This window comes from Deinococcus hopiensis KR-140 (assembly GCF_900176165.1).
GTDB classification, from domain to species: Bacteria; Deinococcota; Deinococci; order Deinococcales; family Deinococcaceae; genus Deinococcus; species Deinococcus hopiensis.
The window spans coordinates 379,023-392,494 of sequence record NZ_FWWU01000005.1 but is presented as its reverse complement, the minus strand read 5'-3'; the positions used below and the strand labels follow the sequence as shown (position 1 = coordinate 392,494).

Sequence of the window (13,472 nt, the reverse complement as noted above, 5' to 3'; positions counted from 1 at the left end):
CCACTTGAAGGGTGAAGGCACCAGAACCACCCAAAGGATGTCTTGCACGAGTCCGCCGACGGCGGGCTTGTCGTTTTCCACCCCAGACAAAAGGCGTTGGGGCGCGGTTCCATCCCCGTGCGCTGGTCTCCAACCATTCGATGATTTGCTGGGCGCTGTCCGGACAGTGTCCTGCCAGTGCGCGGCGAACCAAAATGCGTTGAATGGACTCCGCCATGTTCAGCCAACTCCCTGCCATCGGGGTATAGAGCGGCATGACACCATGCCGCATCAGCCAGCACACGAGTTCCGGGGTCCCTAGCCCGACGAGGTTATTGAGAACCAACAACATTCGAAGAGGCGGCAAGGTTTCGAGCAACGTGAATTTGACGCAGAGTCCTGCCATTTTTCCCATACAGCACGGTTGTCTGCCGGTGGCAGAAGGACATGACCTTAGAAAGCGCAATCCAGCAACTCTTGAGTGCCTACGTTCACATGGTGTTCGAGGTGCCATGTGATCAATTGCGCCTCTTATTGGAGACGGAGAAAAAGCCCGGATACATGAGTTGATGCCGACCTCCGTCTCGCTCTTGATACCTCGCCTCGCCGCCCTGACAGGGTTCAACACTACCTGCCTCTACGGTATGGTCGACATCTCACTGCCCGGCAGCAACCACGATCCCAAGGCGAGCGCTCGTGCCGCCCTTGATGTGGCGGCCCCGGCGCTGCAAATCACTGAACTGTTCGCCTGAGTCGCGGTCATGCTCGGCGAGGACCGGACCCGAGGCTGGCTGACCCAACTCAACAGTCACCTGGACGGGAAGGCCCCCGCCGATTTCTTGCGCACAGAGACTGGGGGCAAGCGCCTCTCACGCTACTTGGAGTCGCTTGAGAATGTCACCTACGGATGAAGCTGAAGCGACTGGCTAAAAACCCAGGCCACCGCTGCCTTGACGCTGGCCCGGGTTGGCGGAGGAGATGGTGGAGGTGCCCACCTTTCACATCAAGGTGTTGACCGCGCGTCAGGATGCTTATACGGCAGCGGCTGGGCACTGGTGACTGCTGCTGCCAAGCAGGGCCTCATGCTCTTGCTAAACGCGGACCCTCAGCGTCAAAGCTTCTACGCGCGGTTGTGCTTCGACTTTGCCCCCCTGTCCTGACGTGCGCATCGCCATGAAGCCAGGTTTTGAGTGGCCTCCCTGCTGCTCTACCATGCGCTCACCCCGCGGCCGAGTGGGCGTGCCAGGTGCCTGTGGCACCTGGCACGCCGAACGGGAACAACGGCTGCACGTCACAGGCACCAGGCCGGCGCTCGGAGTCTTCGCCATCGCGCCGCTATAGCTGCAAGCCCTCGATCGACATCGTCAGACGAGTCCACCCATGGGAAAGTGGCTGTGGGTGAATGCTTTGTGGTGACGTTGGGTACCCCGGTCCGGAAGGCAGGTGGGCCTGCTCAGGCAACAGCACATTGCACTGATCGGCCGGGGTTGGGTTGAGGGCAACCACTCGCCGCTGGAGGGCTGGCTCAAAGGGCTGCGACAGAAGCATGATCCGGAACCTATGATTCGGTGGTTTGTCAATCCCCTAAGTGTGGAAATGGGGGTGTAGCGGAATCTTCAACGAACAAAACCACCCACTTGCGCTCAACGATTAGGTATGGCATCAAACACCCCATCTACCCAGGTAAGCCCCTGCACACCCTACAACATCCTCCGAAATAACCGTGCGGCTGGAACTGAGGTTAACAGCCTCAAGGCCAGCTCCCGATGCGTGAAGTTGAGCGCCCAAACGTATTCAAGGGGTGGAAACGGTAACTCTAAGCCGTTTTGTGGGTTGGGAGACCCGCAGCATTGGCGTGTGGCCAGGCTACATGCTTGGAAATGTCCGGTGAAATTACTGGGCGGCTTAGCCATGGCCAAGGACGCGCAGGAGCGCCCTCATGAGTAAGGAGTTCGCCATCATCCGCCAGCCTGCAGGGCAACGTACCTTGGCGTTGAGAGAGTCCTACCTTGCCATCTGCGACGAGGAAGAATGCGAGGCTTACCTTCTCAACGCAAACGAGCGCTGGTATGCTTGGAAGCTCGCCCAGCGTCAGCAGGTCCGCCACAACAAGGTGGCCAAGGCAGGCGGCGAGGTCCCGGAAGACGACGAGTCCCTCTGGGTGTTCATGAGCGCCGCCGAGTGGGTCAAGGAGCTGCTCAACATCTACGACGAGAAGACCATCCGCAAAAAGCTTGCCAGGCTCGTCAAGCGGGGCTACTTGGCCACCCGCAACAACCCCAAGAAGAAGTGGGACCGCAAGCCCCAGTGGCTGTTCTGCTGCAGTGCCGTGCAAGCTGCCGTGGATGCCTGGGAGGCCACCCGCACTTCGCCCGATCCGGCCCCTCCCAGGGCGGATGAGGCAGAAGACGCCGATCAGGACGACTCGGGCAATGAGGGCAACTCCATTCGAGAAAATGCCCGAGTGCAGTCGGGAAAAGTTCCGAGTGCGGTCGGGAAAAGTTCCGCGTCCATTAGGGAAAATACCCGTAGCAATACCACAGGGATCTCTCCCAGGGATCTTTCTCAGGAAGCTTTCCCAGGAGGAGTAAAGAGCGTTACTGGTGACGCGAGCGCACCTGCACAACTCACCGAGCACCCCCCGCTGGTGGACGAGGCCTCCCCAGCGACGTGCTCCTCGGGAGAAGCTGCGCTTCAAAAAACGGAAGGGGCGCCGTTCGGATCCTCCCCCCAGGCACTGATGACGGTCCCTCGCAACTCCGAGATCAGCGCCGTACTCCAACAGCCACCGCCTGAAGGCGGGGCCGCTGAAGCGGCCGAGGGGCTGGACGTTCCCTCGACGGAGGAGTTGGAGAGCATGCTCGTGGGTCAGTCAGGCAATACTCCGACCACCGAGACTGTTCCGGGCGCGGCGGCCGGGCGGGCGGCGGTTGCGGATGGCCCGTCTGGCGGCGGGGACCGGGCGAAAACGACCAACGTGAACGATCTGGTCCCTATTCCCCACGAGGAGCTTTTGAGACGCCCCCGTGCCTCTGTTGATACCGCGACGTACCAGGCGCTGCGGAAGCTCGTGGGCGAAAACCTGGAGAAGATAATAGGTGAGTCCACGCGCACAGCGAGTATCCTACGGGCTGAGTTCTGGCCACGCCTGACCCTGGCGGAGATCGGCGAGGCTCAGCTTGCCGCGCAGATAGAAGCGCGTGCCACACAGAACAACGAGCGTACGCTGAGAATTCGGGCGCTTGATCGGCTGATTGGCGGAGGATCACGTCCCAAGGCCACTCCAAAGCCTGACACACAGGCTTACAACGGCGGCGCACTCGTCGCGGCGAAGAAGGTGGAGGAGCCGCAGGAGGAACCCCGTCGTGTGGTGGGGGCACGCTGGAGGAACCGCAAGGGCGGCGACTTGGTAGACATTGTGGACATCGAGCGGGTGCAGGGGAAAATCGGGACGACCGACCACTACCGCCTGAGCAACGGCTGCCTGCTGAACGCAATGACGCTGGCCCAGCAATTCGAGTTCGTGCCCACGCAGGCGGCAGACTGAGGGGGAGTGCGCCGTGCCAAAAATCCCAACCTACGTGGAGGAGTCCCCGCCGCACCTGATCCGCTCGGTTGACCTCGAAGTCGCAAGCATACAACCAGAACTCCACCAGAAGCCGGTCACGCTACTGAGTTACAACCTCGGCCAGAGCCTGTTCAAACTGTAGGAGCCGCAGCGACTGGCACCCCGGAGAGCTGCATCATGACGCAGGTGGAAATCAAGCTGTCAGTCGTCAAAGACATTCCCCTGGGTGGAGCACGCGGAGGCCGTCGCGCAGTTTTGCGCCTGGCCAGCAGACCCCAACCTGGCGGGGCTGGACACCGAGACGACGGGGCTGGAGGGACACGTCATCGAGATCGCGGTGTGTAAGGTTCAGGGTGAGGTCCTGCTCGACACCCTCGTGCGCAACCTCGGGCCGATTGAGGATGGTGCGCGGGACCGAAGAGATGCTGGCAAAGGCCCCAGGCTTCGCCTACCTCGCGCCATACATCCGCGGCGCGTCGCTGGGCAAGACTGTTGCCATCTACAACTCGGATTTCGATTATGCGAGCAGGAGAAGATTTAAACGGCTCCTGCGGGTAGGGGCAGCGGGAAGAACCAGTCGCCACCGCGCCACCCCGTTGAAATAGGGCCAAGGCACCTGGAGGCCGAACAGAGACAGGGTGGAGGTGGCCAGAGCCAGGCTCTGGACCGGCGTGGCCAAGTGCCAGGAGCGCCACGCATTCAACATGCTGTCTGCCCCCCGATCTCGAATCAATATCAAGTTTGTGCGCCTTGAATGGGGGCAACAGTGTAGAGCCCTGCCCCCAGGTGGTGGCCGCGAGCCACAGCTTCCCGCAGTTCCGGAGGTTCCAGGACCTCCACTTCCCCGCCCCACCCAAGCACCCAGGAGACGAGTTCTCGCCAACCACCCACGGTCAGCACGACCCTCGTGTGTCCGCTGGCCAAGACTTTGACCTGTGCGGTGCTTCCCAGGTGCGTCTCCTGAATTCTCTCCCGAACTGCTGGAGTAAAGAACAGCTCCACCCGCACGGGGTCTCCTGTCATGATGCCCCAGGCACCTGACAAGAACTTGAGGGGATGGAACTCCTCAGGAATCTCGCAATATTCGCTCAGCAGCGACACGTCCCGCATTCGGGTTACACGAAAGACAAAGGGCTTGCTCCCTTCTTTCAAGCGGTTGACCCCAATGGCGTACGCCTGTTTGTTCTGGGGGTTGAGCTCGATGAAGTAGATCACCAGCTCGACCGTCGAGACCTTCTGCAGGGAGTGATAGCTGAACCTCAGAACCCGCCCGTCCAGCCACGCCTGAGCCACAAGTTCGAACGTTCTCGACTCAGCAGCATTGGGGCGTTGACGGTACGCGTCGTTGGCCAACGACGCGACGCGCTGGGCAGGCCCGGGCAACTGCTTGCTGAGCTTCTGCATCGCCCGGTGGTAATGCTCGTTGTACTCCGCAGCGTGGTGGTACAGCATGCGCGTTGCGGAATACACCGCCAAGGCTTCTACAGGATTCAGGGTGCTGGGGGGCAGGGGGCGGCGGTAACGGCCAGCAGATGTCTCCTCCAGAATGTTGCGGTCCAGAAGAACCCGCAGGTCCCGTTGCACGCTCCGCAGCTGGTTACCCGGAAGGCCCAACCGCTGAACCACGTCCCTGGCACTGAATTCTGCGTCCGCCAGCAGTTCGAGGATGTCGAGAATACGCTCGGTCTTGGTGGTGGCCGTCATGTGGGAAGCTCCTGGATCTGACGAACGTCCACAACCTGACCCTCTTCAACTCTGAAAAAGAGTTCTATCGGCCGTTGCGGGGACAGCTGGTTGCGAACGCTCTCGATCCTTTGTAGGAGGACTTTCGGTCGCTCCTGATGATGGGCCACGAAGCCCGCCAGTTCCTTCTGGATCTTCTGGGTTCCGGGCTTTGTGGCAACGTCCTCAAACTTGGTCCGCAGATCGTCTGCGTAGCCATTCCAGTCCTGCTTAAGGTTCTGCACGTGTTCACCCAGCCCATGGAGACGATGCTGAATCTGAGGGGCTGGGACCCCCAGCCGGACCCCCAGGGCACAGGCCACGGACGCCGTCTCCTGAGCGAGCAGGGCGATGTGCAGGGACAGGGAAAAGTCCATCACTGCCTCACGAAGTTGCTCGACGTCTTTCTCATTGATCTTCTTCCAGACCAAGTGGCCCTTCAGGCGGACCTTCTGCGCCTTGCCAAGCTCCTGCTTCCGGCGGCCCATCTGCTGCTGCGCCGTGTGAATCTCGCCCAGGCACTCGCGGTAGATCAATTCCAGTTGTGGGAGGTAGCGCTCTCCATCGCGGGGCGTACACGTGCCCTGCTCCAGCATCGTCCAGATTTCATACAGATACTCCAGGTTGCCCTTCAGCCGACCCACCCGCTGGTCCTCCAGCAGGTCATGCAGCTTCCGGAGGAGGGCCTTAACCTCCTTGAGCTGCGTGGCGATGTCCTGAAGGTGCACGGTAGAGGTGACCACCGTCGCGATTTCCAGTAACGCGAGCCCCACGTTCGCCAGGCTGACGGCGTTCACGGGCTTGAACTTCGCGTGGCCAGCGATCTTGCCCCCTTCCCGGTAAAAACCACGAAGGGTCCCATGAGGTCCTTTGGCGAGCAACTCCGGACCAAACCTGGGGTTGGCCATAAGCCGGTAGGTGCCTTTGGTCGCGATTGCTACCCCAGTCTGAGCGAAGGCGCGCAGTGCGGCTCCGGCCAAGAAGAGGTGCTGAGCACGCCGCGACTCCTCCACAGCCGGAACACTCCTGAACTCACGCACGGTCGTTGGCCGGAACCCCAGCACAGGTTCCTGGTCTTCCTCAGCGGCCAGCACCACTTCCTGAACACTTTTTTTCATCAGTTCTCCAACTGGGCGTGCATGTGCTCCCGAAACCTCGTCACGAGGTATTTCAGCCCGTCCACGCTCTTGATGAGTACCGCCCGGAAACTGTGCTCGTCTGGCAGGTAGGCGTTCACGCTGGCACTCACGTTGCCATCAAGCACCGTTACCCGACCGATGAGTACGTGCTGCTGGGCATACATGGCGGCCTCCAGCGCACGCGCACGCTCCGCCGCGTCGTCCAACGACCAGAAATACGGGTAGACGACGAGCAGCACCGTGGGGTCGTCCCTGCCCGTCAGGACGACGTACGTGCCGCCCTCGTACTTGAAGTACACGTCTCCGTCCTCGTCCAACTTGGGCCGGAAGCCTTCTTCCGTGAGGAAGTCGAGGACAGCCTCAGCGTAGGTATTGGGGGCGGGGAGCGCAGGTGGGGCGTCGCCGGTCAGCTCAGTGTCGCTCATGGGTACTCCTGAAAAGAGGGTGGAAAACGGAAGTGCACGGGGCAACAAGGGCGTCGCGCGAGCCTCACGTCGCCTGCCCCTGTACTGCAGCGTCACATACACCGCGGAACGCGCAGGTGCGGCAGGCGACCACGCTGGGCGTCGGTGCAAAATCCAGCGCAGTCATCCGCTCCACGGCCGCCCCGATCTGCTGCATCCCCGTGTTCAGATCCTCGGGCGAAAAGACGTGCAGCTTTCCCACCCGGACGTACGCCAGGGCCGCCTGCTCCGCCTTGAGGTGGTGTGCATACAGGGCCAGCTGCGGCAGATGGTGTTCCGGATGATCAGTGCGGTCGGTCTTGTAATCCAGCACCAGGCGGCCTTCCTCGTCGAACGCATCAACGATCCCCTCGAAGGTCACGGGACCGACCGGCACCTGGATGGGCATCTCCCGCCGGTACCGGCGCCGGTTCACGCTGGCGAATGCCTCGCCCTGGAAAGTCCTCACGCAGTCCGCGACCAATTTGAGGTCGATGGGTGCGAGGTACGCGAGGCGCTCGGCCATGTCGAGGGGCGTCCAGCTGTGCTCGAATGCGCGGTGCACCGCGTCGCCGATCTGCCGGCCCGCCGCGCGTTTCTCGGGGTTGCGCTCATCCGCCTGCAGGCGCTCGCTCCATACGCTCGCGAGGGGCAGTCGGCCCTCCAGGTACTGGTACGCGAAGGCCCGCGGGCACTGCAGGTACTTCGCGAGGCTGGTGACGGCCAGGCTGCCCGGCAGGATCACGCCCGGACCGCTGCGCACCTCCAGCGTCGGGCGGGCTCCCCTGAGGGTCAGCGGCAGCGGTGCCACGGGCGGCACCTCCTCCGGCGTGAGGTAGTGCCGCTCCACACCCGTTTCCGGCAGATGAGACACGAACGTCGCAAAGCGCTCCTGGGCCTTACCGGAGTCTCCCCCACTCACGCTGAGCACCAGCAGATCTGCGGCCCGCGTAAAGGCCACGTACGCCACCCGTTCCGCTTCGCTCAGGTCCCGCTCCTTGCTCAGGCCCTCGAGCGCTTCCCATTCGGGCAGGTCGTCGTCGAGGTGTGGGAGCCGCAACGCCACGCCGAGCCGGGCATCAAACCGAACCTTCGGTGGAGGACCGCCGCCTTGCCGCAGGGCGTCTGCGACGATCACCACGGGAAACTCCAGCCCCTTGCTCCCGTGAATGGTCATCAGCTGCACGGCGTCCGGATGGGGACTGATCGCTTCGGCCTCCTGCGCTTCCAGCCGCGCGAGGCGGGTCAGGTGATCGGCAACGCTGACGACGTCCCGCACGCCCTCCCCCGCCCAGCGGCGCAGCAGGGCCTGGAAGCGGCGAACGTTCTCTACCCGGCGCGCGCCATCGGGTTGTGCGGCGTGGACGAGCAGCGCCCCGGTCCGGCCGTCCGCTTCCGCAAGCAGTTGGGAGGCGCTGAGCGTGACGCTCGCTTCCCGGAGGGTGAGCAGCAGCCCTACCGCTTTCTGAACATCGGGGCGGTCACTCCGGCAGGCCGAGGCCCAGAGGCTCTCTCCTTCCTCCCGGTCCTGCGCGAGTTCAAGGAGCGTGTCGTCGGTCACCTGCACGTGCGGTCCGCGCAGCACCGCCGCGAGGAAGACGTCCGCCGTGGGATCAGCTACGGCCTGCAGGAGGTTCGTGGCGTCCTGCACTTCAGGGCGGTCATACAGGCCCCGCCCACCATGCACCACGAACGGCAGGCCCGCACGGCTCAGGGCGTCCTCGTACAGCTTGAGGTCGGTCCGCGCGCGAAAGAGCATGGCGACGTCCGACAGACGCAGCGGCCGAAGACCTTCCGCCTCCCGGTCATACACGGGCGGCGCAGCAAGCTGCAGCGCCTGAATACGGCCCGCAAGGTACGTCGCCTCGGCTTTCCGGAGGGACGCCGTGTCATCGCCATGAATGACGTGCAGTTCCACGCTGGGCGCGTCTTCCCCACCCGGGTGTTCCTGACGGTGGGCGCTGAGCGGCTCGAACTTCGCGGCGGTTGGCCGGGTTTCGTCCGGGCCGCGCATCAGGTTCTCGAAGTACACGTTCACAGCCGCCACCAGTCCCGCGTGCGTGCGGAAGGACGTGGCCATGGGAATCACCTTCCCGCCACGCGACTGCACTTCCGCCTGCGCCTCCCGAAACACGGCCACGTCCGCACGGCGAAACGCGTAGATGCTCTGCTTCTCGTCCCCCACCACCGTGAGGTTCACGCCGTCCCCGGCCAGCGCCGAGAGGATCCGCCACTGTACGGGGTTGGTGTCCTGCGCCTCGTCGATCAGCAAGTGCGTCCAGCGCGCCGCGTAATACGCCCGGACCGGTTCGTGGACGAGTGCGGCGTCCGCGTACGCTTCGAGGTCCGCGAACGTCGCCACCTCCTGCTCAGCCTTGAGCTGCCCGAAACGCTTCAGGACATGCGTGAAGACCTCGTGCAGCGCCACGACCGCCCGATCGTGCATCCTCGCGCCTTCCGTGGCTTCCCCAAGCAGGTCGTCCCGCGCCGCCAGGCCCTTGATCGTCTTCAGGGCAGCGTGGGTCGCGGCCTTCTCCTCCTTCGTCCAGCCCTTACCTATGGTGCCTTTATGCGGCTGCAGGGCGGCGCGCACCGCCAGGAGTCCTGCGCCCAGCACAGGCGCTTCCTTCGCTGCCTGCAGGGTGGCCCGCCGGATCTGCTCCAGTTCATCGGCCGGCGGGCCTTGCAAGGCCTGCAACGCGGCGCGCGCCCCGTTCCACTCCCCCGCCACCGCCTGCCACGCACGCTGAGCCCGCTCAGCAGGATCACCGACCGCCATCTCCGCCGCAACCTCCAGGGCGTCCCGCGCCGAGGTGGGGTCGTCCAGCAGCGTGCGAATCACGTCCGTCCGGATCTTCCCCGGCACGGCGAGCAGGGTGTCTGCGGGCAGTTCCGCGAGGACCGGGGCCAGATGCTCATCCAGCCACGCGCGGGCCTCGACCTCGTCGAGCACCTCGAATCCCAGACCCGCGCCGCTCTCCACCGGGTGTTCCCGGGCCACCCGTCCGCACAGCCCGTGAATGGTACTCACCTGCATCAGTGGCAGGCCCGCGAGTGCCGCCTGCCATGCCGGGCCTTCCTCCTCCGCCCGCACCTCGACGTACCGGGTGATGCGCTCACGCAGTTCCGCCGCCGCCGCTTCCGTGAACGTGACGGCCACAATCTGGCCGGGCTCGACCCCACCGCGCAGCAAATTCAGGATCCGCTCCGCAAGGACGCGCGTCTTGCCGCTGCCCGCCCCGGCGGAGATGGCCACACTCTCCGGCGAGTAGACCGCCGCTTCTTGCGCGGGCGTGAAGCGGCCCCCCCTGGCATTCTCCATCACGGTCATGCGTCCACCTCCACACCGCGGTCGCGGCACACGGGCCGAACCGTGCAGTACGCGCACGCCTCCCGTTTGTGGTCGGGGCTCGGCGCCACGTTGCCCTGCGCCAGCGCCTCACCAAGTCCCTGCAAGAAGGCGTTGACGTTCGATCGGTGCTCCTCCCAGCGGTACTTCCGCCTCGGCCCTTCCGCTCCAGGGCCTGCACCGCCAGGAAGGTTCTCCCCCTTCTCAATGCTGAAGTACCGTCCGTTCACTGCCCCCAGCGCTTCCATGTACAGCGGCAGCTGCACCTCCAGGTTCAGCGCCCCGCCCTGCACCACTTTGCTGACGTAGGAGCCCGTCTTGTAGTCCGTGACGGTGAGGCCGTCCGGCGCGCGGTCGAGCCGGTCCACGATGCCCAGCAGGTGGAAGGTGTGCTCGCCCGCCTGAACGGAGAACTCACGGCGCTCCTCAAGCTGTACGGGCGTCCAACCCTGGGGCACGAAGCCGGGACTCTGAATCGCGCGGACCGCCGTGCGGCGGATCTCTTCCCGCTCAATGGGCCACAGCGGCCCACCGCGCAGTTCGCCGCTTGCCCATAGGGCGCGCTCCCGCTGCTTCAGGACCTCCTCGGCGCGGCGGATGCGGTCCTCAGCCTTGTCCCCAGCCTGCTCGCCCGTCAAAGCGCCCTCCAGCGCGGCGTGCAGCAGGGTGCCGACCACGCGGCGGTCCTCGATCTGGTCAGGGTCGCGCACTTCCTCAAGTCGCAGCAGCTTCTGCGCGAACCAGCGGTACCGGCACGCACCGGCGGCGTGAAGCTGCGAAGGGCTCCATCGGCGTTCGCTCGCCCAGATCGGCTGGCTGAGCTGGCCCGCGTGAGGGCCAACTTGGCCCGCGTCCCGGTCGCGTTCCACCTGAACCTTGATCTGGACCGATTCAGGAAGCGCCCCGCCGGTCAACGCCTGGGCCAGGAGACGCTCGCTTTCCGAACCCAGGGGCAAGGCGTCCGCTTCGTCCTGCCTCCCCTCCCCGATCCGACTCCAGAAGGTGCTGGGACGCAACTCCCGCCCATCCGGTCCCCGGCGTGGGCGGCTGACGACCAATTCTCGCCCTGCCCCTGCCATAGCTCCCAGGAACAGCGCTTCTTCCACCGTGGCCAGCGTGGAAGCGTCCGGAACGGTCACGCCCTGAGTGGCCCAACGGCGCCGCGTGACGCTGTCGATCAGCGGGTGATCCACGGTCCGCACGGGAAACAGCGTGTCGGACAGTCCCAGCACCCATACGGCATCGAAGCGGCGCCCAAGGGCCGCGAGGGGATTGGCCACCCGGACCCCGCTGCGGCCCAGCAGCACGGGAACCGTAGCGGTTTTCAGCACGTGCGCCACGAGGCCCAGCAACCCTTCACGGTCGCACTCGCCCACCCAGCGTGACTCGGCCTGCAGGCGGTCCATCAGCAGCGTCAGGGCAACGTTCAGCGCTGGGTCCGCCACACAGCGGTCACGGACGCCGAGGTCCAGGAGCAGGCGCTGTAGAACCCCCAGCCCTTCCTGCCACGTGGTGCGCTCCGGCACTTGAAGCCAGGTGAAGTCCTCGTGCCACGCAGCGAGGCCACCGGGACAACCGGGCTGCAGGGCCCGCGCCTGCGCGAGGCCGTCGAACGGCAGGGTCACCAGGGGATGCGTGAGGACCCGGCGGGTGGCGCTGTACCTCCACTCCCGCGCGTGCGCCTCCACCCAGGCCTGCACCAGACCGCCCAGCGGCGTGTGCAGGAGAGGCACCTGTTGCCCACTCACAAGAGGCAGCTGATATTCGCGCGCCACATCCGCGAGCGCGCCAATGTAAACGCTTTCACTCCGGACAACCACCGCGAGCCGCTCCGGACGTACGCCCTCCTCCAGCCACGCATGAACCTGCCGCAGACAAGCGCGAACCTCAGCTTCAACGTCTGAGAATTCCTCCCGCTGGAACGCCTGCTGTGCCGAGCCACCACCCACGTACGCTGCCACCACCTGATCGCCCGAGAGCGTCGCCACACCTGTCAGGGACTGAGCCGCGAAACCACAGTGACCAAGGGCTTCCAGCGTCTCCTCCACCCGCTTCAGGCCGCGGGCATTCTCCGCGAACGGCAGGGTGATGACCGAACCAGGCGCCAGGAGCCGGTCGACCAGAGCGACCTGCGCCGCGTCCAGGTAAGCAAAGCCATGCATGAGCGTTCGCTGCGCCCGCACCGTCGGCAGCCGTGAGGCGAAGAACTCCGAACCGACCGAATCGAAGGTCCGCGCCTCCTCGCTCCTGGAGATAAACGCCGCGTACGCGAGGGCCACGTCCCGTTCCCGTCCAGCTGCAGCAACGCTCAGCAGCGCGGACGGCTCGACCCTCGCGCGCATCAGCTCTCCGATGAGCCGCTGAAGTCCCACCAGGGTGCCGGAACGAAACCTCAGCGGTTCCAGGTAACTGAACGGTACGTCCCCCAGCGCGTCACGCAGGAACGCCTCACGCGCTCCGGGGGTCAACGGCACCCATCCGGCGTCCCGCAGCACTTCCCGCGCAACCTGGGTGAGTGTCGTGGCCGTTCCCGCGCCCTGAAGATGACCCCGTATGTCCCGCCCAGCCTGCAGATTCGGCACGATCAGGCGCATATCCGTGGTGAACCGTTCCACAGCACCTTTGAGCAGCACGCTGGGATAGGGGTGGGTGAGCAGCGTGCGGGTCACGCAGCGCACCAGAGGTCTTCGGTGGGCGGCACGGGCGTGTACTGCTGCCGGTATACGGTAATGAGCGCGCCGTCCTGCACGAGGAAGCGCATCTCACCGAGGCTGTACAGCCTCGCGTGTCCCGGGCGGACCCCCGAGAACCGGGCGCGCCGAAGCAGACGGTTGAGCCGTTCCTGCGCACCTTCCCAACTCAGGTTCCCAGCGAACCGCTCCTGGAACCGCTCAACAGCATGCCCGGTGATCATCACTTCATTCATGCGCGGACCTCCTGACAGGAGTGTCACGGACTGGCACGCCAACGACTGACAGCCGCAAGAGGTACGGGGTGCGTCACATTCTGACGCGGTCTGCGAAGGGATACCGCAATTGTTCTGGCATGGCATTAAGTTCGCCTCATTGTTCGGGGACTCTCCGACTGCCGTGCCATCACTCCTGGAAGGCAACCTCGCCCGGTCCCCGCTGTGGGTGCGGTGGAGAGGTACCTGCAGAGTTTTGGAGAGGGGACCTTCGTTGCCGCTGTTTTTTCCTTGCGGTCAGTACAGTCCTGATGGGTTGCCACCTTCCAATCTCGTTCTCAATCAGGCCACTAAGCTGAGACCATCC

At 64.6% G+C, this 13,472-nt stretch carries 10 protein-coding genes; 4 read left to right on the top strand and 6 right to left on the bottom strand.

What is annotated here, in order from left to right; genetic code table 11:
• Positions 1-740: 740 nt before the first annotated feature.
• From B9A95_RS36835 to B9A95_RS06705, 4 genes are all read left to right on the top strand, one after another.
• Positions 741-890: an MbcA/ParS/Xre antitoxin family protein gene (locus B9A95_RS36835; protein WP_084046156.1), complete on the top strand. Its 150-nt coding sequence runs from the start codon at positions 741-743 to the stop codon at positions 888-890.
• A 1,028-nt stretch (positions 891-1,918) separates the two neighbouring features.
• On the top strand, positions 1,919-3,526 hold the full coding sequence (locus B9A95_RS06710; RefSeq protein WP_084046155.1) for a hypothetical protein: 1,608 nt from the start codon (positions 1,919-1,921) through the stop codon (positions 3,524-3,526).
• Between the two features lie 13 nt (positions 3,527-3,539).
• On the top strand, positions 3,540-3,689 hold the full coding sequence (locus B9A95_RS33370) for a hypothetical protein (RefSeq protein ID WP_170928481.1): 150 nt from the start codon (positions 3,540-3,542) through the stop codon (positions 3,687-3,689).
• 84 nt (positions 3,690-3,773) lie between these two features.
• A complete protein-coding gene (locus tag B9A95_RS06705; RefSeq protein WP_084046154.1) occupies positions 3,774-4,088 on the top strand; it encodes a 3'-5' exonuclease family protein in 315 nt (104 codons plus the stop codon).
• A 194-nt stretch (positions 4,089-4,282) separates the two neighbouring features.
• Here the strand turns inward: B9A95_RS06705 and B9A95_RS06700 are convergent, their stop codons facing one another.
• From B9A95_RS06700 to B9A95_RS06675, 6 genes are all read right to left on the bottom strand, one after another.
• A complete protein-coding gene (locus tag B9A95_RS06700; protein WP_084046153.1) occupies positions 4,283-5,251 on the bottom strand; it encodes a helix-turn-helix transcriptional regulator in 969 nt (322 codons plus the stop codon).
• A complete protein-coding gene (locus B9A95_RS06695; RefSeq protein WP_084046152.1) occupies positions 5,248-6,387 on the bottom strand; it encodes a hypothetical protein in 1,140 nt (379 codons plus the stop codon). Before B9A95_RS06695 ends, B9A95_RS06700 begins: the two co-directional genes overlap by 4 nt.
• Complete coding sequence (locus tag B9A95_RS06690; protein ID WP_084046151.1) at positions 6,387-6,833, bottom strand: hypothetical protein; 447 nt, start codon at positions 6,831-6,833, stop codon at positions 6,387-6,389. The genes B9A95_RS06695 and B9A95_RS06690 overlap by 1 nt, the downstream gene beginning before the upstream one ends.
• 64 nt (positions 6,834-6,897) lie before the next feature.
• Positions 6,898-10,182 (bottom strand): UvrD-helicase domain-containing protein, encoded by a 3,285-nt coding sequence (locus B9A95_RS06685; RefSeq protein WP_084046150.1) that lies wholly within the window; start codon positions 10,180-10,182, stop codon positions 6,898-6,900.
• The gene (locus tag B9A95_RS06680) at positions 10,179-12,869 is read right to left on the bottom strand and encodes a PD-(D/E)XK nuclease family protein (protein ID WP_139806536.1); all 2,691 of its coding nucleotides are present in this window, start codon (positions 12,867-12,869) and stop codon (positions 10,179-10,181) included. The genes B9A95_RS06685 and B9A95_RS06680 overlap by 4 nt, the downstream gene beginning before the upstream one ends.
• Entirely contained in the window at positions 12,866-13,126 is a 261-nt protein-coding gene (locus B9A95_RS06675) for a hypothetical protein (RefSeq protein WP_084046148.1), read from the bottom strand. Before B9A95_RS06675 ends, B9A95_RS06680 begins: the two co-directional genes overlap by 4 nt.
• Between the last annotated feature and the right edge of the window lie 346 nt (positions 13,127-13,472).